At 65.4% G+C, this 21,405-nt stretch carries 19 protein-coding genes and 1 riboswitch; of the genes, 17 read left to right on the top strand and 2 right to left on the bottom strand.

Annotated features, from left to right (window positions below; genetic code table 11):
• The first annotated feature begins 48 nt into the window (after positions 1 to 48).
• The 3 genes from grpE to dnaJ all read left to right on the top strand — a co-directional run bounded on the left by grpE (position 49) and on the right by dnaJ (position 3,912).
• The gene (grpE, locus tag ABKF58_RS01365; RefSeq protein WP_008953241.1) at positions 49 to 594 is read left to right on the top strand and encodes a nucleotide exchange factor GrpE; all 546 of its coding nucleotides are present in this window, start codon (positions 49 to 51) and stop codon (positions 592 to 594) included.
• Positions 595 to 709: 115 nt separating this feature from the next.
• Positions 710 to 2,626, top strand: a complete 1,917-nt coding sequence (gene dnaK / locus ABKF58_RS01360) for a molecular chaperone DnaK (protein ID WP_294864292.1) — start codon at positions 710 to 712, stop codon at positions 2,624 to 2,626.
• A gap of 164 nt (positions 2,627 to 2,790) precedes the next feature.
• Positions 2,791 to 3,912, top strand: coding sequence for a molecular chaperone DnaJ (gene dnaJ / locus ABKF58_RS01355; protein ID WP_014086133.1), 1,122 nt, complete (start codon positions 2,791 to 2,793; stop codon positions 3,910 to 3,912).
• Between the two features lie 67 nt (positions 3,913 to 3,979).
• Here the strand turns inward: dnaJ and ABKF58_RS01350 are convergent, their stop codons facing one another.
• Together ABKF58_RS01350 and ABKF58_RS01345 are read right to left on the bottom strand one after the other, a co-directional pair.
• Complete coding sequence (locus ABKF58_RS01350; protein WP_482583136.1) at positions 3,980 to 5,377, bottom strand: amino acid permease; 1,398 nt, start codon at positions 5,375 to 5,377, stop codon at positions 3,980 to 3,982.
• A 478-nt stretch (positions 5,378 to 5,855) separates the two neighbouring features.
• Positions 5,856 to 7,190, bottom strand: coding sequence for a voltage-gated chloride channel family protein (locus ABKF58_RS01345; protein ID WP_482583135.1), 1,335 nt, complete (start codon positions 7,188 to 7,190; stop codon positions 5,856 to 5,858).
• Between the two features lie 88 nt (positions 7,191 to 7,278).
• A riboswitch (Fluoride riboswitch) is annotated at positions 7,279 to 7,342 on the bottom strand.
• Between the two features lie 130 nt (positions 7,343 to 7,472).
• On the opposite strand from ABKF58_RS01345, the gene ABKF58_RS01340 reads away from it, so the two are divergent.
• The 14 genes from ABKF58_RS01340 to mpl all read left to right on the top strand — a co-directional run bounded on the left by ABKF58_RS01340 (position 7,473) and on the right by mpl (position 21,364).
• Entirely contained in the window at positions 7,473 to 7,730 is a 258-nt protein-coding gene (locus ABKF58_RS01340; protein WP_482583134.1) for a hypothetical protein, read from the top strand.
• A gap of 116 nt (positions 7,731 to 7,846) precedes the next feature.
• On the top strand, positions 7,847 to 8,848 hold the full coding sequence (gene hemB, locus ABKF58_RS01335) for a porphobilinogen synthase (RefSeq protein WP_482583133.1): 1,002 nt from the start codon (positions 7,847 to 7,849) through the stop codon (positions 8,846 to 8,848).
• A gap of 257 nt (positions 8,849 to 9,105) precedes the next feature.
• Positions 9,106 to 10,305 carry a glycine C-acetyltransferase gene (locus ABKF58_RS01330; RefSeq protein ID WP_482583132.1) on the top strand — a complete coding sequence of 400 codons (1,200 nt, stop codon included), beginning with the start codon at positions 9,106 to 9,108 and terminating at the stop codon, positions 10,303 to 10,305.
• A 109-nt stretch (positions 10,306 to 10,414) separates the two neighbouring features.
• Positions 10,415 to 11,446 (top strand): L-threonine 3-dehydrogenase, encoded by a 1,032-nt coding sequence (gene tdh / locus ABKF58_RS01325; RefSeq protein WP_482583131.1) that lies wholly within the window; start codon positions 10,415 to 10,417, stop codon positions 11,444 to 11,446.
• Positions 11,447 to 11,888: 442 nt separating this feature from the next.
• Complete coding sequence (gene glyQ, locus ABKF58_RS01320; RefSeq protein ID WP_482583130.1) at positions 11,889 to 12,779, top strand: glycine--tRNA ligase subunit alpha; 891 nt, start codon at positions 11,889 to 11,891, stop codon at positions 12,777 to 12,779.
• A 2-nt stretch (positions 12,780 to 12,781) separates the two neighbouring features.
• Positions 12,782 to 13,222 (top strand): surface-adhesin E family protein, encoded by a 441-nt coding sequence (locus tag ABKF58_RS01315; protein WP_482583129.1) that lies wholly within the window; start codon positions 12,782 to 12,784, stop codon positions 13,220 to 13,222.
• Positions 13,219 to 15,279 carry a glycine--tRNA ligase subunit beta gene (gene glyS, locus ABKF58_RS01310; protein WP_482583128.1) on the top strand — a complete coding sequence of 687 codons (2,061 nt, stop codon included), beginning with the start codon at positions 13,219 to 13,221 and terminating at the stop codon, positions 15,277 to 15,279. Before ABKF58_RS01315 ends, glyS begins: the two co-directional genes overlap by 4 nt.
• Before the next feature lie 78 nt (positions 15,280 to 15,357).
• On the top strand, positions 15,358 to 15,900 hold the full coding sequence (gene gmhB, locus ABKF58_RS01305; RefSeq protein WP_482583127.1) for a D-glycero-beta-D-manno-heptose 1,7-bisphosphate 7-phosphatase: 543 nt from the start codon (positions 15,358 to 15,360) through the stop codon (positions 15,898 to 15,900).
• 28 nt (positions 15,901 to 15,928) lie between these two features.
• Positions 15,929 to 16,699: a lysophospholipid acyltransferase family protein gene (locus ABKF58_RS01300; RefSeq protein ID WP_482583126.1), complete on the top strand. Its 771-nt coding sequence runs from the start codon at positions 15,929 to 15,931 to the stop codon at positions 16,697 to 16,699.
• Complete coding sequence (locus tag ABKF58_RS01295; protein WP_008953227.1) at positions 16,680 to 17,372, top strand: M48 family metallopeptidase; 693 nt, start codon at positions 16,680 to 16,682, stop codon at positions 17,370 to 17,372. The genes ABKF58_RS01300 and ABKF58_RS01295 overlap by 20 nt, the downstream gene beginning before the upstream one ends.
• A 26-nt stretch (positions 17,373 to 17,398) precedes the next feature.
• Positions 17,399 to 17,785: a lactoylglutathione lyase gene (gene gloA, locus ABKF58_RS01290; protein ID WP_482583125.1), complete on the top strand. Its 387-nt coding sequence runs from the start codon at positions 17,399 to 17,401 to the stop codon at positions 17,783 to 17,785.
• Positions 17,786 to 17,896: 111 nt separating this feature from the next.
• The gene (locus tag ABKF58_RS01285; protein ID WP_482583124.1) at positions 17,897 to 18,238 is read left to right on the top strand and encodes a diguanylate cyclase domain-containing protein; all 342 of its coding nucleotides are present in this window, start codon (positions 17,897 to 17,899) and stop codon (positions 18,236 to 18,238) included.
• A 219-nt stretch (positions 18,239 to 18,457) separates the two neighbouring features.
• A complete protein-coding gene (locus ABKF58_RS01280) occupies positions 18,458 to 19,855 on the top strand; it encodes a sodium:proton antiporter (RefSeq protein WP_482583123.1) in 1,398 nt (465 codons plus the stop codon).
• Between the two features lie 132 nt (positions 19,856 to 19,987).
• A complete protein-coding gene (gene mpl, locus ABKF58_RS01275; RefSeq protein ID WP_482583122.1) occupies positions 19,988 to 21,364 on the top strand; it encodes a UDP-N-acetylmuramate:L-alanyl-gamma-D-glutamyl-meso-diaminopimelate ligase in 1,377 nt (458 codons plus the stop codon).
• Positions 21,365 to 21,405: the final 41 nt, after the last annotated feature.

Genomic DNA, 21,405 nt, shown 5'->3' with positions numbered 1-21,405 from the left:
ACCTAGCGTCAGGTCATCCTCAATCGCCTAGCTAACAAGGGAATCGTCATGCAGGAAAACCAACAGAATCCGGTTAACGAGGCCGTGGACAGCGCCGCCGCCCAGGCTCCCGCCGACAGCGCGGTCGAGCCGACCACGGAGGCGCGCGTTGCCGCACTGGAAATCGAGTTGGCCGAAGCCCGCGAGCAGTTTCTGCGCTCCCGCGCCGAAATGGAGAACCTGCGCCGTCGTACGGCCGAAGAGGTGGTGAACGCACAGAAGTACGCCATCAACAAGTTTGCCAACGAGTTGTTGGCGGTGAAGGACAGCCTGGAGATGGCGCTGGCCGACCAGAGCGGTCAGTTCGACAACCTGAAGTTCGGCGTCGACCTGACGCTGAAACAGCTGGTGTCGGCCTTCGACAAGGCGCAGATCAAGGAAATCAACCCGGTGGGCGAGGCGCTCGACCCGCACCGCCATCAGGCCATCAGCACCGAGGAAGCGGACGCCGAACCCAACACCGTGCTGCGCGTGATGCAGAAGGGCTACCAGGTGGCCGATCGCGTGCTGCGCCCGGCCATGGTGGTGGTCGCCAAGGCCAAGAGCCAACAGTAAAAAGGTTGGCCGAAGCCCTCTTGAAAACGTGGGCATAGCCATTACCTATCCAGTCAACAGGCGCTGACTATCGCGATTGCGGTACGCCGTAAAGAGTCAAGGAAAGGAATTAAACATGGGCAAAATCATTGGTATCGACCTGGGCACCACCAACTCCTGCGTGTCGGTGATCGAGAACGGCCATCCGAAAGTGATCGAGAACGCCGAAGGCACTCGCACCACCCCGTCCATCATCGCCTACATGGAAGACGGCGAGATCCTGGTCGGCGCCCCGGCCAAGCGCCAGGCGGTGACCAACCCCAAGAACACCCTGTACGCCATCAAGCGCCTGATCGGCCGCCGCTTCGAAGAAAAAGAAGTGCAGAAGGACATCGACCTGATGCCGTTCGAGATCACCAAGGCCAAGAACGGCGACTCCTGGGTCAAGGTGCGTGACCAGGAACTGGCTCCGCCGCAGATCTCCGCCGAAGTGCTGCGCAAGATGAAGAAGACCGCCGAAGACTACCTCGGCGAAGAAGTGACCGAAGCCGTGATCACCGTGCCGGCCTACTTCAACGACAGCCAGCGCCAGGCCACCAAGGACGCCGGCCGCATCGCCGGTCTGGACGTCAAGCGCATCATCAACGAGCCGACCGCGGCCGCGCTGGCCTTCGGCCTCGCCAAGCAGGAAGGCGACCGCAAGATCGCCGTGTATGACCTGGGCGGCGGCACCTTCGACATCTCGATCATCGAGATCGCCGACGTGGAAGGCGAGCACCAGTTCGAAGTGCTGTCGACCAACGGCGACACCTTCCTCGGCGGTGAAGACTTCGACCAGCGCCTGATCGACTACATCGTGACCGAGTTCAAGCGCGAGCAGGGCGTGGACCTGAAGAACGACGTGATGGCGCTGCAGCGTCTGAAGGACGCCGCGGAAAAGGCCAAGATCGAGCTGTCCTCGGCCTCGCAGACCGAAGTCAACCTGCCGTACATCACCATGGACGCCACCGGTCCGAAGCACCTGGCGATGAAGATCACCCGCGCCAAGTTCGAGAGCCTGGTGGAAGACCTGATCGCCCGCTCCATCGAGCCGTGCCGTGTCGCCCTGAAGGACGCCGGCGTGTCGATCAACGACATCGCCGACGTGATCCTGGTCGGCGGCCAGACCCGCATGCCGAAGGTGCAGGAAGCGGTGAAGGAGTTCTTCGGCAAGGAGCCGCGCAAGGACGTGAACCCGGACGAAGCCGTGGCCGTCGGTGCCGCTATCCAGGGCTCGGTACTGTCCGGCGACCGCAAGGACGTGCTGCTGCTCGACGTGACCCCGCTGTCGCTGGGTATCGAGACGCTGGGCGGCATCATGACCAAGCTGATCCAGAAGAACACCACCATCCCGACCAAGGCGCAGCAGACCTTCTCGACCGCCGACGACAACCAGACCGCGGTAACCATCCACGTGCTGCAGGGCGAGCGCGAGAAGGCCTCGGCCAACAAGTCGCTGGGCCAGTTCAACCTGTCCGACATCCCGGCCGCGCCGCGCGGCATGCCGCAGATCGAAGTGACCTTCGACATCGACGCCAACGGCATCCTGCACGTGTCGGCCAAGGACAAGGGCACCGGCAAGGAAGCCAAGATCACCATCCAGGCGTCCTCCGGCCTGTCCGAGGAAGAAATCCAGCGCATGGTGAAGGACGCCGAGGTTAACGCCGAGGAAGACAAGAAGCTGCACGAGCTGGTACAGGCCCGCAACCAGGGCGAAGGCATGATCCACTCGGTGAAGAAGTCGCTGGCCGAGCACGGTGACAAGATCTCGGCCGAAGAAAAAGCCGCCATCGAAGCCGCGCTGAAGGAAGCCGAAGAAGTGGTGAAGGGCGACGACAAGGACGCCATCGACGCCAAGGTTCAGGCGCTGATGACCGCTTCGCACAAGCTGGCCGAGCAGATGTACAGCCAGGCCCAGGGCGAAGCCGGTGCCGAACAGCCGGCTGGCGCCGGCAACAAGGACGAAGGCGACGTGGTCGATGCCGAGTTCGAAGAAGTGAAGGACAAGAAGTAAGCGTTCTTGCGCCTGGAGCCCGCCGCGACGCCGCCATGCGCCCAGCGTCGGGCGGCTCTAGAGAGGCACAGGGTTCCGGGGGCTTTCCTCTGGCCTCTGTGCCTTTCCTGTTTCGGAACCCCCTTTTCGGCCAACCCTGGCGGATGGCCCCAAGGTAGAACAGCATGTCCAAACGTGATTATTACGACACTCTCGGCGTGAACCGCGATGCCTCCGACGACGACATCAAGAAGGCCTATCGCAAGCTGGCGATGAAGTACCATCCGGACCGCAATCCGGACAGCAAGGACGCCGAGGACAAGTTCAAGGAAGTCAAGGAAGCCTACGAAATCCTGTCCGACGGGCAGAAGCGGGCGGCCTACGACCAGTTCGGTCACGCCGGGGTCGACCCCAACGCCGCCGGCGCGCGCGGCGGCCAGGGCTTCGGCGATTTCGCCGACGCCTTCTCCGACATCTTCGGCGATATCTTCGGCGGGCGCGGCGGTGGCGGCCGCTCCAACGTGTACCGTGGCGCCGACCTGCGCTACAACATGGAAATCTCGCTGGAAGAGGCGGCGCGCGGCTGCGAGAAGCAGATTCGCATTCCGTCGCACGACAACTGCGACGTCTGCCACGGCAGCGGCGCCAAGCCGGGCACCCAGCCCAAGACCTGCCCGACCTGCGGCGGTCACGGCCAGGTGCGCGTGAGCCAGGGCTTCTTCTCGATCCAGCAGACCTGCCCGACCTGCCACGGCAGCGGCAAGCAGATCACCGACCCGTGCCACAAGTGCCACGGCGCCGGCCAGGTCAAGACCCACAAGACGCTGAACGTGAAGATTCCGGCCGGCGTCGACGAGGGCGACCGCATCCGCCTCTCCGGCGAGGGCGAGGCCGGGCAGAACGGCGGCCCGTCGGGCGACCTCTACGTGGTCACCCACATCAAGGCGCACCCGGTGTTCCAGCGCGACGGCATGGACCTGCACTGCGAGATGCCGATTTCCTTTGCCACCGCGGCCCTGGGCGGCGAGGTGGAGATTCCCACGCTGGACGGCATGGCCAAGGTCAAGATCTCGTCCGAGACGCAGTCCGGCCGCCAGTACCGCCTGCGCGGCAAGGGCATCAAGTCGGTGCGCGGTTCCGACTACGGCGACCTGCTGTGCCACGTGGTGGTGGAGACCCCGATCAATCTCACCGAGCGCCAGAAGGAACTGCTGCGCGAGTTCGAGGCGATCAGCCAGGGCGATACCGCCATGCACAACCCGCGCGCCAAGTCCTTCATGGACAAGTTGAAGGACTTCTTCGGCTGAACCCGAAGGCATGGCGATAAAAAAACGGCGACTCGATGAGTCGCCGTTTTTCTTGCCGGGAAACGCTTTACGCCGACTGACGCGCGGTCTTCAGTGCCGGCTCGCCGCCTTGGCGGTGGTAGCCCAGGGCATAGTAGAGCACCACCAGCAGCACCAGCCAGCCCGGGCCGATCACCAGCGCGATGCGGGTGTCCGGGAAGTAGGCCATCAGACCCACCACCAGCACCAGGAAGGCCAGCGCGATGTACGAGCCGTACGGGAACAGCGGCATGCGATGCTCGAGGGCCGACAGCTGTGCCGGGTTCAGGGTGCGGCGGAACTTCAGCTGCGACAGCAGGATGATCGCCCAGGTCCAGATCGCGCCGAAGGTCGAGATCGCGGTGAGCCAGGTGAACACTTCCTTCGGCGCCAGGTAGTTGAGCAGCACGCCGCCCAGCAGCATCACTACCGAGATCAGCACGGCGGCGTTCGGCACGCCGTTCTTGCCCACCTTGGCGAACATCGGCAGCGCTTGCCCTTGCTGCGCCAGGTTGTACACCATGCGGCCGGTACTGAAGATGCCGCTGTTGCACGAGGACAGCGCGGCGGTCAGCACCACGAAGTTGATGATGCCGGCGGCGGCCGGGATGCCCATCTTCTCGAAGGTCATCACGAACGGGCTGCCGCTGGTGCCGATCTGATCCCACGGGTAGATCGACATCACCACGAACAGCGCGCCGACGTAGAAGATCAGGATGCGCCAGAACACCGAGTCCACGGCACGCGCCAGGGTCTTCTTCGGGTTCTTGGCTTCGCCGGCGGTCAGGCCGATCATCTCGACGCCCAGATACGCGAACATCACCATCTGCATCGACATCAGGATGCCCTTGACGCCGTTGGGCATGAAGCCGCCGTGCGTCCACAGGTTGGCGATGCCGGTGGCGATGCCGCCGTTGCCGAAGCCGAACACGATCATGCCGAGGCTGGAGATGATCATCAGCACGATGGTGACGATCTTGATCAGCGCGAACCAGAACTCGAATTCACCGTAGGCCTTGACCGCGATGAAGTTGACCGAGCCCATGAGCACCAGTGCCGACAGCGCCCAGATCCAGTGCGGCACGTCCGGGAACCACACGCCCATGTAGACGCCGACCGCGGTGATTTCGGCCATGCAGGTGACGATCCACAGGAACCAGTAGTTCCAGCCGGTGAGGTAGCCGGCCAAGGGGCCGAGGTAGTTCTGCGCGTAGCGGCTGAAGGAGCCGGCGACCGGGTTGTGGATCGCCATTTCGCCCAGCGCGCGCATGATCAGGAAAATGGCGAAGCCGCCCAGCGCGTACGAGATCATGATCGCCGGGCCGGCCATCTTGATCGCGCTGGCCGATCCCAGGAACAGGCCGACGCCGATCGCGGCGCCGAGCGCCATCAGGTTGATATGCCTCTCTTCGAGGCCTCGGTGCAAGTGGTCTTGCTGGTTCTGCATCAGGTTTCTCCATCTTTGAGCGGGGAAGGGCGTCCGGGCCGATCTGGCCGCGGCGCCGCCTTATTTCGTGCAGCACTGAGCGGCTGCTTGTTATGGACCGGGCGAGCGCAGGTGGGCGCTCGATGCGGTCTTGTTCGCTGGAATTGGTGTCCAGCGAGAAGGCATAGTATAAAAACTAATATCGTAAATTTTTCACTATATATTTCTATTTTATTAGTATAAAAAACTTAAATTTTTGAACTTTGCAGGTTATGTTGTAATTTGCATTTTGCCGGTGGCGGCTCTGCAAGGGCTCCGTGTCGTAGCCACCGGCGGGCGTGGCGAAGCGCGCCCGCCACACCATAAGGAGAGGGTGAAATGGGGTAGGGCAGGCCGGGGAGAAGCGCCCCGGCGTCGTGCTATCAGGGCTGGGGAGTCGAGCGCCGTCCTGCCCCGTAGGGCAAGACATGCGGTAAAGGGGGCGGCGCGGCGAGGGGTTTCAGTGGCGCGCGTTGTCCTCACCCGGCTGGGCGGAGGGCGGGGCCGTGCGCTGCAGCGCCTGCTGGCGGTAGGCGGGCAGCTCGCCCAGCTTGATGCCCTCCGGCGTGTCGCGGTGCTTGGCGTGGCCGACGCGCTGCGAGCGGTAGATGCCGGTGTGCCCGGAAAACAGGTAGCTCACCACGCAGGCGATGCTGGCGTAGACGCCGATCTCGCTGCCGAAGAGTTCCATCGCCATCAGTGTCGAGGCGATCGGGGTGTTGGCGGCGCCGGCGAACACCGCGACGAAACCGATGCCGGCCAGCAGGGGCAGGGGCATGCCGAGCAGCGGCGCCAGGGCGTTGCCGAGCGTCGCCCCGATGTAGAACAGGGGGGTGACCTCGCCGCCCTTGAAGCCGCTGCCCAGCGAGGCGACGGTGAAGGCCATCTTGGCGGCGAAGTCGTATGGCGCCAGCGGTTGCTGGAAGGCTTCCACGATGGTCGGAACGCCAAGCCCGATATAGCGGTCGGCGCCCAGCAGGTAAACGGCGGCGGCGATCACCATCCCTCCCAGCAGCGGTCGCAGCGGGGCGTAGCCGATGCGCTGCTTGATCCAGCCGCCCAGGCCGTGGGTGAGGTCGGCGAAGACCTTGCCGGTGAGACCGAACAGCATCCCGGCGATCACCGTCGCCGCCAGCCCCCAGGCCGATAGCGGCGGGATGAAGGGGATGACGTAGCGGGTGTGATGCACGCCCCACAGCAGGCCGACCTGGTCGGCCACGATCGCCGCCACCATGCAGGGCAGGATGGCGTCGTAGCGCAGCCGGCCGATGGCGAGCACTTCCAGCCCGAAGATGGCGCCGGCCAGCGGTGTGCCGAACACCGAGGCGAAGCCCGCGCTGATGCCCGCCATCAGGATGATGCGGCGATCCTCGTGGCGCAGCTTGAACAGGTGGGTGAACTGGTCTGCCAGCGCCCCCCCCATCTGCACCGCCGTTCCCTCGCGCCCCACCGAGGCGCCGAACAGGTGGGAGAGCACGGTGCCGCCCAGTACCAGGGGCGCCATGCGCAGCGGGATGACCCTCTTCGGGTCGTGGATCTCGTCGATCAGCAGGTTGTTGCCGGCCTCGACGCGCTGCCCGAAGCGCAGGTAGAGCCAGCCGACGCCGAAGCCGGCTAGCGGCAGCAGCGCGATCAGCCAGCGCTGCGCGACGCGGGTGGCCGTGGCCCAGTCGAGGGCAAACAGGAACAAGGCGGAAGCGGAACCGGCGAGCGCGGCGACGGCGCTGGCCAGCAGCAGCCATTTGCCGAGGTAGGGCAGCAGGTCGATCTGCTCGGGACGTTGGGCGTGTTTCATGCGTGTTCAGTGAGTGTGGGCTGGAGGCACAAACCTGGACAGGCGGCGGGCTGTCGGATACGTACCTACACCTCCTGCCGGTCGAGGAATCCGTGTAGGCATCATCAGCCCCGGGGGCGGTTACAAGGAGGCATGCCATCTCCTGTCGCGGAATTCTACCGGCAAGCCGCATTGCAAACCATCCCTACGCGAGGCGGAAGCGAGCGGCCAACTCGGCGTAAAATGAAAGTATCGAAATCACTGGCCGGCGCATGCCGGCACGGACAAGAGGTTGGCCGAAGCATGGATATCTTTCACAGCACGTGGTTCTGGGTGGTGGTGATCGGGGCGCCGCTGGTGTCGGTGATCGGCACCCTGGCGCGCTTGGCGCACAAGGAACCGCCGATCAAGCTGCCGCCGGGCGTGGTGCCGCAGCCGTACAAATTCGACGACGAGGAAGAGGGCGAGGACGACGATTGGGGCAAGAAGCCGGCACCGGCTGCCGGAGAAAAAAAGAACGAGGCCGAGGGCCCGAAGAAGGGCACGGATCGTCCGCGCTGAACAGCCTGTTCTCCCCGCCGGCTGGTCGGGTGGCGGCGGGCTTGTTAAGCTAGCGCCTTTGCGTGCCCGCCGCCACCCCGGGCGCCTTGCCACGTTCCGACAGGACTCGAATCACGATGATTTTCGCCAACCGTTTCTTTCCCGCTACGCGCCTGCGCCGCATGCGCAAGGACGATTTTTCGCGCCGCCTGATGCGCGAGAACGTGCTCACCGCCAACGACCTGATCTACCCGGTGTTCGTGCTGGAAGGCGCCAACCGGGAAGAGGCGGTGGCCTCGATGCCGGGCGTGGTGCGTCAGAGTCTGGACAAGCTGCTCTACACTGCCGAGCAGGCGCTGGAGCTCGGTATCCCGATGCTGTCGATTTTCCCGGTGATCGAGACCGGCAAGGACAACGCCGGAGCCGAGGCGTACAACCCGGACGGCCTGGTGCCGACCGTGCTGCGCGAACTCAAGGCGCGCTTCCCCGAGTTGGGGCTGATGACCGACGGCGCGCTCGATCCGTACACCATCCACGGCCAGGACGGCATCATCGACGAAGCGGGCTACGTGCTCAACGAGGAAACCATCGAGGTGCTGATCAAGCAGGCGCTGTGCCACGCCGAGGCCGGTTCCGACGTGTTCGGCCCGTCCGACATGATGGACGGCCGCATCGGCGCCATCCGCGAGGCGCTGGAAGAAGCCGGCCACATCCACACCAAGATCCTGGCCTACTCGGCCAAGTACGCCTCGGCGTTCTACGGCCCGTTCCGCGACGCCGTGGGGTCTTCGGCCAACCTCGGCAAGGCCGACAAGTCGACCTACCAGATGGACCCGGCCAACCTCGAGGAGGCGATCCAGGAAGTGGCGATGGACCTGGAGGAGGGCGCCGACATGGTGATGATCAAGCCGGGCATGCCCTACCTCGACGTGATCCGCCGCATCAAGGACACCTTCCGCGTGCCGACCTACGCCTACCAGGTGTCGGGCGAGTACGCCATGCTCAAGGCCGCGTTCCAGAACGGCTGGCTGAACGAAGAGAAGTGCATGATGGAAAGCCTGCTGGCGTTCAAGCGCGCCGGCGCCGACGGCATCCTGACCTACTTCGCGCTCGACGCGGCACGCCTGCTCAAGCGCTGAGCCTTCGGCCAACGTTTCCTTCCCGACCCGCCCGCGTGGCGGGTTTTGTTTTGGCGGGACCGGCGCCGCTAGGCCGTGCCTGCCATCGGACCGGGCGGCCGGCGCCGTCTCGGACAGTGACAGCCACCCCGGCCAAATCGCCGGCAACTGTGTCTGATCATGGCCGCGACGCTGGTCTAGAATGGGGTCAGAACGATGACGGCCGGATGGCGGCGATCCCGCCCGGCCCCACGCCGACCACACAGGGAACGTGCACGATGAACCATACCTACCTCGCCCATCTGCAGGCGACGCTGGCGCAAATCCGCGCCGACGGCTTCGAGAAACCCGAGCGCATCATCGCCAGCCCGCAGGGCGCCGACATCGCGCTGGCCAACGGCCACCACGTGCTCAACTTCTGCGCCAACAACTATCTGGGCCTCGCCGACGACGCGCGCCTGATCGCCGCGGCCAAGCAGGGGCTCGACGACTACGGCTACGGCTGCGCCTCGGTGCGCTTCATCTGCGGCACGCAGCAGGTGCACAAGGACCTGGAAAAAGCCATCGCCGACTTCCTCGGCACCGACGACACCATCCTCTACTCCAGCTGCTTCGACGCCAACGGCGGCGTGTTCGAGACCCTGCTGTCGGAAGAAGACGCGGTGATCTCGGACGAACTCAACCACGCCTCGATCATCGACGGCATCCGCCTGTGCAAGGCCAAGCGCTTCCGCTACAAGAACAACGACATGGCCGATCTGGAAGCCCAGCTCCAGGCCGCCGACGCCGCCGGCGCGCGCTTCAAGCTGGTCGTCACCGACGGCGTGTTCTCGATGGACGGCATCATCGCCGACCTCAAGGGCATCTGCGAACTGGCCGACCGCTACGGTGCCATCGTCATGGTGGACGACTCGCACGCGGTCGGTTTCATCGGCGAGCACGGCGCCGGCACCCCGGACCTGTGCGGCGTGGCCGACCGCATCGACATCTACACCGGCACTCTGGGCAAGGCGCTCGGCGGCGCGTCCGGCGGCTACGTCTCCGGGCGCCAGCCCATCGTCGACCTGCTGCGCCAGCGCTCGCGTCCCTACCTGTTCTCCAACACCCTGGCCCCGGCCATCGCCGCCGCCAGCCTGAAGGTGTTCGAGATACTGAAGAGCGAAGGCGCCGAATTGCGCGCCCGCCTCAAGCGCAACGCCGAGCTGTTCCGCCACGGCATGAGCGCCGCCGGTTTCACGTTGATCCCCGGCCAGCACCCGATCATCCCGGTGATGCTGGGCGACGCCAAGCTGGCCGGCGAAATGGCCGCCGCGCTGTTGGCCGAAGGCGTGTACGTGATCGGCTTCTCCTACCCGGTGGTGCCCAAGGGCAAGGCGCGCATCCGCACCCAGATGTCGGCCGGCCACACCCCGGAACAGGTGGAACAGACCGTGGCGGCCTTCATCAAGGTCGGCCGCGAACTGGGCGTGATCCGCTGATTTTCGAATGACTCCCATGCCGATCCCGAGCGCTACAGCCGCCAGACGGGATCGGCCTTAAAGGCCGGTCGAAGCGATCCTTCGGCCGCCCTCGCCACAGGATGACACCATGAAGGCGCTTGCCAAACTGAAGGCCGAACGCGGCCTGTCGATGACCGACGTTCCCGTGCCGGAAATCGGCCACAACGATCTCTTGATCAAGATCACCAAGACCGCCATCTGCGGCACCGACATCCATATCTGGAACTGGGACGAGTGGGCGCAGAAGACCATCCCGGTGCCGATGCACGTCGGTCACGAGTACGTCGGCGTGGTCGCCGGCATCGGCTCGGAAGTGCAGGGCTTCACGCTCGGCCAGCGCGTTTCCGGCGAAGGCCACATCACCTGCGGCTACTGCCGCAACTGCCGCGCCGGGCGCCGCCACCTGTGCCGCAACACCATCGGCGTCGGCGTGAACCGTCCCGGTGCGTTCGCCGAGTACCTGGTGATCCCGGCCTTCAACGCCTTCCCGATCCCGGACGACATCTCCGACGACCTGGCGTCGATCTTCGACCCGTTCGGCAACGCGGTGCATACGGCATTGAGCTTCAACCTGGTCGGCGAGGACGTACTGATCACCGGCGCCGGCCCGATCGGCATCATGGCGGTCGCCATTGCCCGCCACGTCGGCGCGCGCCACGTCGTGATCACCGACGTCAACGACTACCGCCTTGAACTGGCCCGCAAGATGGGCGCCAGCCGCACCGTCAACGTCGCCACCGAGGACCTGAAGACGGTGATGGGCGAACTGCACATGACCGAGGGCTTCGACGTCGGCCTGGAAATGTCCGGCAACCCGCAGGCCTTCCGACAGATGCTGGAAACCATGAACCACGGCGGCAAGATCGCGCTGCTGGGCATTCCGCCCGAGAACACCGCCATCGATTGGAACCAGGTGATCTTCAAGGGCCTCGAGATCAAGGGCATCTACGGCCGCGAGATGTTCGAGACCTGGTACAAGATGGTGGCGCTGCTGCAGTCCGGGCTGAATCTGGACCCGATCATCACCCACCATTTCAAGGTCGACGACTTCGAGCAAGGCTTTGCCGCGATGCTGTCCGGGCAGAGCGGGAAGGTGATCCTCGACTGGCAGGGGGTGTAGGGCGAGCCAGAGTAGACTATTGCGATGGACCAGTAAGCTCAGTGAGTAGCCCGATCCGCCCTTCCACCGCACCGTCTGGATGGTAGCTGGCGGGGTTTTAAGCCGTCGGCTGTTTGAGCGATTCGACGGTAGCGAATCGCGAGTTCCGACGGCGCCACGCCAGTTGCCAGCCAGACGGAAACAAGCGGTGGTGGGCTCGCCTTGGGAGCGTCGAGGGGCTTGGCGACGCAAGCCCCTCGACCCGCCTGCCGGGCGGGACCGGCAAGCCCGGTGTGGCTGGCGGCTCTACCAACGGGCAGCCACAGTGGGCTTAACTGGACAGCATTTTTTCACGCTAACCCTATTTCCTGCGCACGGCAGGCCGTTTTGGCCTGCCGTTTGCTTTTCCCGCTCCACGGTAATCGGTAGAATCGGCCTTTACCCTTCACTCGTGATACGCGACATGCTCACTTTCCAGGAAATCATCCTCACGCTGCAGAACTACTGGAACCGTCAGGGCTGCGCACTGTTGCAGCCGTACGATACCGAAGTCGGTGCCGGCACCTCGCACACCGCCACCTTCCTGCGCGCCCTGGGTCCCGAGCCGTGGGCGGCCGCCTACGTGCAACCGTCGCGCCGCCCCAAGGACGGCCGCTACGGCGAGAACCCCAACCGCCTGTTCCAGCACCACCAGTACCAGGTGGTGATCAAGCCGTCGCCGCCCAACCTGCAGGATCTCTACCTTGGCTCCTTGAGGGAACTGGGTATCGATCCGACCGTGCACGACATCCGCTTCGTCGAGGACGACTGGGAAAACCCGACGCTGGGCGCCTGGGGCCTGGGCTGGGAGGTATGGCTCAACGGTATGGAAGTGACGCAGTTCACCTACTTCCAGCAGGTCGGTGGCCTGGAGTGCAAGCCGGTGCTGGGCGAGCTGACCTACGGCCTGGAGCGTCTGGCGATGTACCTGCAGGGCGTCGAGAACGTTTACGACCTGGTGTGGGCGCGCATGCCGGACGGCCGCGAGCTGAGCTACGGCAACGTGTTCCTGCAGAATGAAGTCGAGCAGTCCAAATTTGCCTTCGAGCACAGCAACGTCGCGCTGCTGTTCCAGCAGTTCACCGACTACGAGGCGGAAGCCAAGCGCCTGCTCGACGCCGGGCTGCCGCTGCCGGGCTACGAGACCATCCTCAAGGCCGGCCACACCTTCAACCTGCTCGACGCGCGCGGCGCCATCTCGGTGACCGAACGCGCCGCCTACATCGGACGCATCCGCAACCTTGCCCGTCAGGTCGCTCAGGCCTACTACGACTCGCGCGAGGCGCTGGGTTTCCCGATGTGCCAGAAGGCCTGACCATGAAGACGTGGGTCGGACTCTGTCTTGCCGCGCTCGCGCTGTCCGCGCAGGCGGCGCCGCTCGCCGACTGGTCGGTGTACCGCCAGGGCGAGGCGCTCGAACTGGCGGTGGACCTGGCGTCCATCTGGCGCGAAGACGGGCTGATCCATTTCGTCAACCAGGAGCGGTTTGCCGAGCGCCAGTACGAAAAAGGCTACGACGTGAACTTCCACATCCGCCGTACCACCGGTTATGCCGATTGTGCCAAGTACCAGTACGCCTTCGTCTCCTCGGCCTACTACACGGCGTCCAACCGCCACGTCTGGTCGACGCTGTACCCGCTGCCGCGCTACAGCTGGACCTGGCAACCCGTTTATGAAAACTCGGTGGCCGATGCCATGATGCGCGTCATCTGCGCCGCCGGCAAAACCGCTTCCAGCAAGAAATCCAACAGACCATGAACCCGACCCTGCTGATCGAACTCCTCACCGAGGAACTGCCGCCCAAGGCCCTGCCCAAGCTGGCGGCAAGCTTTGCCCAGACCATCACCGACGAACTGAAAAAACTGCAGTTCGTCGCCGCCGACGCCAGCGCCCACGTCTTCGCCTCGCCGCGCCGCCTGGCCCTGACCCTGCCCGCGGTGCTGGCGGTGCAGCCGGATCAGACCATCGTCAAGAAAGGCCCGGCGGTCGCCGCCGGCATGAAGGATGGCCAGCCGACCCCGGCGCTGGCCGGTTTCGCCCGCTCCTGCGGCGTCGAGGTGAGCGAACTCTCCACCATGAGCGACGGCAAACAGGACGTCTACGCCTACCGCAGCGTCAAGGCCGGCCAGCCGCTCTCCGCCGTACTGTCCGACATCGTCGCGCTGGCGCTGAAGAAGCTGCCGGCACCCAAGCTGATGCGCTGGGGCGATTCCGAACACCAGTTCGTGCGCCCGGTGCACGGCCTGGTGTTGCTGCACGGCAGCGAGCTGATCGCGGGCGAGGTGCTGGGGCTCGAGAGCCGCCGCGCCACGCTGGGCCATCGCTTCCTGTCCGCCGGTGAAGTGACGCTGCCCGATGCCGACAGCTACGCCCGCGTGCTGTACGAGCAGGGCAAGGTGGTGGCGAGTTTCGAGGCGCGCCGCGAACTGATCCGCCATCGCCTGGCCGAAGCCTCGGCCAAGCTCGGTGCCGTGATCGCCGCCGAGCAGGCGCTGGTCGACGAGGTGACTGCGCTGGTGGAATGGCCGGTGGTACTGGAGGCCGGCTTCGAAGCCGAATTCCTCAAGGTGCCGCAGGAGTGCCTGATCCTGACCATGCAGCAGAACCAGAAGTACTTCCCGCTGCTGGACGCCCACGGCAAGCTGATGAACCGCTTCCTCTTGGTATCCAACCTCGAGGCGACCGACCCGTCGCACATCATCCACGGCAACGAGCGCGTGCTGCGCGCGCGTCTCTCCGACGCCAAGTTCTTCTTCGAGCAGGACCAGAAAGTCCGCCTCGAATCGCGTCTGCCGCGCCTGGCCGACGTGGTTTACCACAACAAGATCGGCAGCCAGCTCGAACGCGTCGAACGCCTGCAGAACCTGGCCGGCACCATCGCCGGCAAGCTCGGCACCAACGTCGACGACGCCCGCCGCGCCGCCTACCTGGCGAAGGCCGACCTGGTGTCCGACATGGTCGGCGAGTTCCCCGAACTGCAGGGCATCATGGGCATGTACTACGCCCGTCATGACGGCGAGCACGAAGCGGTGGCCGCCGCCATCGAAGGCCACTACCACCCGCGCTTCGCCGGCGACAGCCTGCCGCACGGTCCGGTGGCGCTCTCCGTGGCGCTGGCCGACAAGCTGGAGACCATCGTCGGTATCTGGGGCATCGGCCTGGTGCCGACCGGCGACAAGGATCCGTTCGCGCTGCGCCGTGCCGCGCTGGGCGTGCTGCGCATGGTGCTGGATACGCCGCTCGACCTGAAGCAGCTGATCGTCGACACCCACGATTCGTTCCCGGCTAACAAGCTGTCGGCCAGCGTGGCCGACGAGGTGTTCGCGTTCTGCCTCGAGCGCCTGAAGAACTTCCTCGCCGCCGACTACAAGGTGGACGAAATCGACGCCGTGCTGGCGCTGGAACCGACCCGTCTCGACGAGGTACGCGCGGTGCTGGCCGCCGTGGCCCAGTTCAAGCAGTTGCCGGAAGCCGCCACGCTGGCGGCGGCCAACAAGCGGGTGAAGAACATCCTGAAGAAGGCCGAGGGTGAAGTCGGTGTGGTCAACCCCGCGCTGTTGGCCGAAGACGCCGAAAAGGCGCTGTATGGCGCCGTGCAGCAGCTGGCGCCGCAAGTGGATGCGCAGTTCGCCGCGCACGACTTCGCCGGCGCGCTGGCGCAGCTCGCCAGCCTGAAGGCCCCGGTCGACGCCTTCTTCGATGGCGTGATGGTGATGGCCGACGACAGCGCGGTGCGCACCAACCGCATCGCGCTCCTGGCGCGCCTGGCCGAGCTGTTCAACCGCGTGGCGGACATCTCGCTGCTGGCCGACTGAGTCTGCCACCGCGTGGCGTGGACCGGCCGGCTGGCGGGTCCACGCCTTTGGCCGTTTTACCGACAGAAAAAACCTGCCATGAAACTAGTCATCCTGGATCGTGACGGCGTGATCAACAAGGATCGCGACGATTTCGTCAAAAACTCGCTGGAGTGGGAGCCGCTCGACCATAGCCTGGAGGCCATCGCCAACCTGACCCAGGCGGGCTGGCGCATCGTGGTGGCGACCAACCAGTCGGGCATCGGTCGCGGCTTGTTCGACCTGCACGCGCTGCACGCCATGCACACCAAGATGCACCGCCTGGTCAACCAGGCCGGCGGACGCATCGACGCCGTGGTGGTCTGTCCGCATACCCCGGACGACAACTGCGAGTGCCGCAAGCCGCTGCCGGGCATGGTCAAGGAAGTCTCCGAGCGCTTCAACGTCAAGCCCGATGGCCTGCCGATGGTTGGCGACAGCCTGCGCGACCTGGAGGCGATCGCCGCGATGGGCGGCCAGCCCATCCTGGTCAAGACCGGCAAGGGTGAAAAGACCTTCGAGAAGGGCGGTCTGCCCGAGGGCACGCTGGTGTTCAACGACCTCTACGACGCTGCCGAATACCTGATCCAAACGCATCACTGACTGTTTTTCACGAGGGCATAGCGCCGTAATGTTTATCTGGATTCGTACCCTGGTCTACTGGGTGGGCCTTGCCTTCCTGACGACCTTCTGCTTCCTGCTGATCCTGCTGGGCTGCGTCGCGCCGCACCGCGTGCGCCACAGCTTCGCCCAGGCTTGGGTGAAAGGGTTGCTGTGGCTGCTCAAGCACGTCTGCGGGCTGAGCTACAAGGTGGTCGGCGCCGAGAACATCCCCGATACGCCGTCCATCATCTGCTCCAAGCACCAGTCGGGCTGGGAGACGCTGGCCCTGCAGGCGATCTTCCCGCCGCAGGTGTTCGTGGCCAAGAAGGAGCTGCTGTGGATTCCGTTCTTCGGCTGGGGCCTCGCCTTGCTCGATACCATCGCCATCGACCGCTCGGCCAAGACCAAGGCCAGCCAGCAGATCGTCGAGCAGGGCCGGCAGCGTATCGCCAAGGGCTACTGGATTGCCGTGTTCCCGGAAGGCACGCGCACGCCCCCGGGCGTGCCGGGCCGCTACCAGCAGGGCGCGGCGCGCATGGCCAAGGCGTTCAACGTGCCGATGGTGCCGGTGGCGCTCAACGCCGGCGAGTTCTGGCCCAAGAATTCGTTCCGCAAGTTTCCCGGCGAGATCACCGTGGTGATCGGCAAGCCTATCCTGCCGCAGGACAAGAGTTCGGCGGCGATGACGCGCGAGGCGGAAGAGTGGATCGAGGCTCGCCAGTTGGAAATCGGCGGCGTCGGTCCGTTCGCCCACCCCGACCAGCGCAAGCGGCGGCTCGGTGATTCTCAGCCTGCCTGAAGGCAACATCCCGGTTGCGCTGATCCGCCGCGCGCGCCAGAGCATCGGCATCCGCGTGCGGGGAGGGCGGGTCGAACTGATCGCCCACCCGGCGGTGCCGATGAGCCTGCTGCAGGCGGTCCTGGACAAGCGCCGCGACTGGATCCGCCAGCACTGGCTGGAACAACAAAGGCGTTGTGCCGAACTGGCGGCGCAGCCGCGGCAACTGCGTCTGGCCGGGGAGCCGCTCGACATCGTTCATGTTGCCGGGCAGCGTCCGGCGGCGCGCATCGACGGCCGGGTCCTGCAGGTGGCCGGGGTCGCAGCGCATGACCGCGAGCGGCTCGATGCCACCGTCGCCGCCTGGCTCAAGCGCGAGGCGGCGCGCCGGTTTCCCTCCCGGCTCGCCGAGGTGGCGCGATATAGCCGCCGCCAGCCGGCCTCGCTCTCCTTGTCCTCGGCCCGCACGCGCTGGGGTAGTTGTTCCGCCAGCGGCGCCATCCGCCTCAACTGGCGGCTGGTGCAGGCGCCGCCGCACATCCTCGACTACGTGCTGGCGCACGAACTGGCGCATCTGGTGCACATGAACCACTCCGCCGCGTTCTGGTCGGAAACCGAACGGCTGTTTCCGCACTGGCGCACGGCGCGGCAATGGCTGAAGCAACACGGCGATACCCTGTTCGCGTTCGGCTGATCTGATTTCTACGGAAGGAAAACATCATGCGTCTGCTGCATACCATGCTGCGAGTCGGCAATCTCGAGCGTTCCCTAGCGTTCTATCAGGAGGTGCTGGGCATGCGCCTGCTGCGCCGCAACGATTACCCCGAAGGCCGTTTCACCCTGGCCTTCGTCGGTTACGGCGACGAGTCGGCGCACACCGTGCTGGAGCTGACCCACAACTGGGATACCGACAGCTACGAGCTCGGCAACGCCTATGGCCACATCGCCATCGAGGTGGACGATGCCGCCGTCGCCTGCGACATGGTGCGCGCCAAGGGGGGCAAGGTGGTGCGCGAGGCGGGCCCGATGAAGCACGGTCATACCGTGATCGCCTTTGTCGAGGACCCCGACGGCTACAAGATAGAGTTCATCCAGAAGCATCACTAAGCCGGGTGTGGCATGGCTTCGCGGCCATGCCAACCCGTTTTTCGGCACCGATAGCACCGAGGCTGAAGGGGATCTTCCTCCCGACCGCTGACCGGTCTCGCCAACCGCCGTTTGCTGCACGACCGCCTGGCGCAGGCGTTTGCCAAGAGCGTGCGGCAGCACAGCCATGGCGCTCTGCTGTTCATCGATCTGGATCATTTCAAGACACTCATCGCGGAGAAGATCCGCATCGCGCTCAACCAGCCCTATGTGCTCAAGGGTCAGCCGTACCGCAGCTCGCCTAGCATCGGCATCAGTCTGTTCCTGGGGGAGCAGAAAACCCGGGACGAGCTGCTCAAGCACGCTGACATCGCCCTGTACCGGGCCAAGAAGGCGGGACGCAATACCGTCCGCTGTTACGACGTCACCGCCGTGGCGGAACGGGGAAGCGGAGCGGGGCAGCCGATTGCCTGAAGTGCCGGCGACCGTCGTGTCCGTGCGGTGCGGAACTTTCTTCCGCCTGGGCGGCCGGACTCAAGGCGCAGCACCGTGCGGCCTGTGCGCCGGTTTCATTGGCCGACGGCGGCCTTCTGCCCGGACAGCGGCATCGTTGTCTCCGGGGCGTTCACCTTCACCTTCCTCGCCCAAGACTGATTCAGGGCCGGAGAGTCTTTATTTTTTCCAGGAGATACGATGACCCGGAAACTGCTGGCGTCTGCCTTGCTGTCGCTGTTGCCTGCGCTGGCGCAGGCCGCCGAGCTCGACGGCGCTTCGCTGAGCCTGCTGTGGGCGCTGCCGTTCTGCGGCATCCTGCTGTCGATTGCCTTGTTCCCGATCTTTGCTCCAGGGCTCTGGCATCACCACTTCGGCAAGATCACGGCGCTGTGGAGCGTGCTGTTCCTGTTGCCGTTCACCCTGGCCGTCGGCCCAGGCAGCATGGCGTCCCTGGTCGTGCATGCGCTGCTGGCCGAATACCTGCCCTTCATCGTGCTGCTGCTGGCGCTCTACACGGTGTCGGGCGGCATTCTGCTGTGGGGCAACCTGCACGGCTCGCCCCGGCTCAATACCGCCTTGCTGGCAGCCGGTACGCTGCTGGCGTCGGTGATGGGCACCACCGGCGCGGCCATGCTGCTGATCCGCCCCTTGCTCAAGGCCAACGACAACCGCCGTCACAACGTGCACGTGGTGGTGTTCTTCATCTTCCTGGTGGCCAACGTCGGCGGCGGGCTGACGCCGCTGGGCGACCCGCCGCTGTTCCTCGGCTTTCTGAAGGGGGTGGATTTCTTCTGGACCGTCCGGCACATGGGGCTGCCGGTGCTGGCGGCGGCCCTGGCGCTGCTGGCCGTGTTCTACCTGGTGGACAGCTACTACTACCGCAAGGAGGGCGTGCTGCCGCGCGACCCGTCGCCGGACACGCCGCTCAAGCTGTACGGCCAGTTCAATTTCCTGCTGATCGCCGGGGTGGTCGGGGCGGTGCTGCTGTCCGGCCTCTGGAAGCCGGGGCTGAGCATCGACGTTCTCGGCACGCCGCTTGAGCTGCAGAACGCGGTGCGCGACCTGATCCTGCTGCTGATCGCGCTGCTCTCCCTGGCGCTGACCCCGCGCCAGGTGCGCGCCGGCAACGATTTCAACTGGGCGCCGATGCTCGAGGTGGGCAAGTTGTTCGCCGGCATCTTCATCACCATCGTGCCCGCCATCGCCATTCTGCGTGCCGGCAGCGACGGGCACCTGGCGGCGCTGGTGGCGCTGGTCTCGGGCGAGGATGGCATGCCGGTGAATGCCATGTACTTCTGGCTGACCGGGCTGTTGTCGAGCTTCCTCGACAATGCGCCGACCTACCTGGTGTTCTTCAACCTTGCCGCCGGAGATGCCCAGCTGCTGATGAAGGAGTTGCCGCAGACGCTGCTGGCGATTTCGATGGGGGCGGTGTTCATGGGCGCGATGACGTATATCGGTAACGCGCCCAATTTCATGGTCAAGGCGATCGCCGAGCAGCGCGGGGTGGCGATGCCCGGGTTCTTCGGCTTCCTGCTGTGGTCGGGCGTCATCCTGCTGCCGCTGTTTGCGGGGCTGGCCTGGCTGTTTTTCTGAGCTGCCGGGCACCGCTCGCCTCATGGCGTGGGGTGTTGCCGGCTTGGGGCTGGCTTGAGGGGGGCGACAATCCCGCGTAAGCTAGCCGCTTTTGGCGCGTCAGCGCCGCGCTAGTCCTGGACTTTCTTCTTCATGCATATCCACATCCTCGGAATCTGCGGCACCTTCATGGGAGGTCTTGCCGCCATCGCCCAGCAGGCCGGCCACAAGGTGACCGGTTGCGACGCCAACGTCTATCCGCCGATGAGCACCCAGCTCGAGGCCATGGGCATCGAGCTGACCCAGGGCTTCGGGACGGAACAACTGGCCATCGGCGCCGACGTGTACGTGATCGGGAACGTCGTCAAGCGCGGCACGCCGCTGATGGAAGAGATCATGAACCGCGGCCTGCCGTACATTTCCGGCCCGCAGTGGCTGGCGGAGAATGTGTTGGCCGACAAGTGGGTGCTGGCGGTGGCCGGGACGCACGGCAAGACCACCACCAGCTCGATGCTGGCGTGGATTCTGGAGGACGCCGGTCTCGCGCCGGGCTTCCTGATCGGCGGCATCCCGCAGAATTTCGGCATCTCGGCACGCCTGCCGGGTGCGCCGGCGCTCGATCCGGCGAGCCGCAGCCCGTTCTTCGTGATCGAGGCCGATGAGTACGATACCGCCTTCTTCGACAAGCGCTCCAAGTTCGTCCACTACCATCCGCGCACGGCGGTGCTCAACAATCTGGAATTCGACCACGCTGACATCTTTGCCGACCTGGCGGCGATCCAGACCCAGTTCCACCACTTGGTGCGCACCGTGCCGGGTAACGGCCGCTTGATCAGCAATGGCCGCGAGGCGAGCCTGGACGAGGTACTGGAGCGTGGCTGCTGGACGCCGGTGGAGCGCTTCGGCGTCGAAGCCGGCTGGCAGCTGGCCAACGTGGACGAACAGGGGCATTTCGATGTGCTGCTGGGCGGCGAGTTGCAGGGGCGGGTGCGCTGGGACCTGCTGGGCGAGCACAACCGCCTCAACGCGCTGGCCGCCATCGCCGCCGCACGCCATGCCGGTGTCGCGGTGAAGGATGCCATCGATGCCCTGGCGCGTTTCCAGAACGTGAAGCGGCGCATGGAAGTGCGCGGCGTGGCGGCCGGTGTCACGGTGTACGACGACTTCGCGCACCATCCCACCGCCATTGCCACCACGCTGGAAGGCTTGCGCCGCAAGGTTGGCCGAAGCCCGATCCTGGCCGTGCTGGAGCCGCGCTCCAACACCATGAAGCTGGGCACCATGAAAGCGGCACTGCCGTGGGCATTGACGGAGGCTGACCAGGTGTTCTGCTACGGTGCCAACCTGGGCTGGGATCCGGCCGAGGCGCTGGCGCCGCTGGGCGACAAGGCGGCGAGCTTCAACGATCTGGAGCGGCTGATCGCGGCCATCGTGGCCCAGGCCGAGCCGGGAAGCCACGTGCTGGTGATGAGCAACGGCGGTTTCGGCGGCATTCACCAGAAACTGCTGGATGCGCTCGCCGTACGTTAAAGGCTGAGTGGCACGCCCGGCAGCGCGCGGGCTATTCCATA

The sequence above is a fragment of the Pseudogulbenkiania sp. AW2-16 genome (genome assembly GCF_056824575.1).
This window is presented reverse-complemented; position numbering and strand designations above follow the sequence as displayed.